Genomic DNA, 1687 nt, shown 5'->3' with positions numbered 1-1687 from the left:
GCGAGCCCTCGTGGCCGCGCAGCACGCCGGTCGAGAAGGTCCAGGCGACCTGGAGGTTCTTGACGTTTCCGGCGTTGATCTGGTCGAGCTTGGAATAGCGCGTGTTGGCGTAGTCGACCGTCTGAAGGACCTGCTCGGCGGGGTTCGCCAGGTGCGTCATCAGGTCTTCAGCCAAGGCCGGGGTGGCAACCGCCAGGCCAGCGCCGAGTGCGAGTAGATGGATTTTCATCGGGCTCGTTCTATCGATCGGATCGCGTGGCGGCAGCCCCCCCTCTGTCGACGGGCAAAGGCCATGATCTGTCGGCCACGAAAAAGCGCAGCCTCCCTGCGGAGACTGCGCTCGATCGAACAGCGATACAGCGACGCGTGAAGAAGCCCTCAGGCCGCCTTCTTGTCCCGCCCGATCAGCTTGCGGTTGATCAAGAGCTCGGCGATCTGGACCGTGTTCAGGGCGGCGCCCTTGCGCAGGTTGTCCGAGACGCACCAGAAGTTCAGGCCGTTCTCCACAGTCGCGTCCTCGCGGATGCGGGAGATGTAGGTGGCGTCCTCGCCCGCCGCCTCGTGTGGGGTCATGTAGCCGCCGTTCTCGCGCTTATCGATCACCAAGATGCCGGGCGCCGAGCGCAGGATCGCGGTCGCCTCTTCGGGCGAAATCGGGCGCTCGAACTCGACGTTGACGGCTTCCGCGTGGCCGATGAACACAGGCACGCGCACGGCGGTGGCCGTGAGCTTGATCTTGGGATCGAGCATCTTCTTGGTCTCTGCGACCAGCTTCCACTCTTCCTTGGTGTAGCCGTCCTCCATGAACACGTCGATGTGCGGGATGACGTTGAAGGCGATGCGCTTGGTGAACTTCTCCTGCTTCACCTCGCCGGCCGTGAACACGGCGCGGGTCTGGTTGAACAGCTCGTCCATCGCGTCCTTGCCGGCGCCGGAGACCGACTGGTAGGTCGAGATCACCACCCGCTTGATCGTCGCCGCGTCGTGCAGCGGCTTCAGGGCCACGACGAGCTGGGCCGTCGAGCAGTTCGGGTTTGCGATGATGTTGCGCTTGGAAAAGCCGACCACCGCGTCGGCGTTCACCTCGGGCACGATCAGCGGTACGTCCGAATCGTAGCGGAACGCCGAGGAATTATCGATCACGACGCAGCCCTGCGCGCCGATGCGGGGCGACCACTCCTTCGAGGTCTCGCCGCCGGCCGACATCAGGCAGATGTCGGTGTCGGAGAAGTCGTAGGTGTCGAGCGCTTTGACCTTGAGGATCTTGTCGCCGAAGGAGACCTCCTGGCCCTGGCTGCGGCGCGAGGCCAGCGCCACGACCTCGTCGGCGGGGAAGGCCCGCTCGGCGAGGATGTCCAGCATCTCGCGGCCCACGTTGCCCGTGGCGCCGACGATGGCGACCTTGTAACCCATCTCGAAGACTCCGCTTGCCGTGCAGCGATCCCGGCCTCCGCCGGCCGCATCGGCCCATGACCCGTAGGCCCCGCGACGTCGCAAGGCAGGACCTTCGGAAGGCGGGAGCAAGGCGCCGGGGTCGCGCGCCTGTCAAGGGCGGTCGCGTCATGCCTCGGCCCGTCCGCCATGCTTCTCCCTGCGCGACCAAGCCCGTCGGCCGCGACAAGGATCGATTCACCGCGTGACGAGAAACGCCGCCGCGGAGGCCGGCTTGGAAAGGTGGGGGGAGGGG

1 protein-coding gene and 1 pseudogene are annotated in these 1687 nt (G+C 66.1%); both read right to left on the bottom strand.

Annotated elements, in window-relative coordinates; translation table 11 throughout:
* Positions 1 to 229, bottom strand: a pseudogene (locus FV234_RS25740) (PQQ-dependent dehydrogenase, methanol/ethanol family); the annotation flags it as partial.
* Between the two features lie 149 nt (positions 230 to 378).
* Complete coding sequence (locus FV234_RS25735) at positions 379 to 1413, bottom strand: aspartate-semialdehyde dehydrogenase (RefSeq protein ID WP_147752713.1); 1035 nt, start codon at positions 1411 to 1413, stop codon at positions 379 to 381.
* Between the last annotated feature and the right edge of the window lie 274 nt (positions 1414 to 1687).

The sequence above is a fragment of the Methylobacterium sp. WL8 genome (genome assembly GCF_008040045.1).
In the GTDB taxonomy this organism is placed as follows: domain Bacteria; phylum Pseudomonadota; class Alphaproteobacteria; order Rhizobiales; family Beijerinckiaceae; genus Methylobacterium; species Methylobacterium cerastii.
The sequence above is the reverse complement of the archived record's forward strand: the minus strand, read 5'-3'. Positions and strand labels throughout refer to the sequence as shown.

Coding starts and splice junctions, on each gene's coding strand:
- FV234_RS25735 (WP_147752713.1), bottom strand. CDS start 1,413: ATGGGTTACAAGGTCGCCATCGTCGGCGCCACGGGCAACGTGGGCCGC.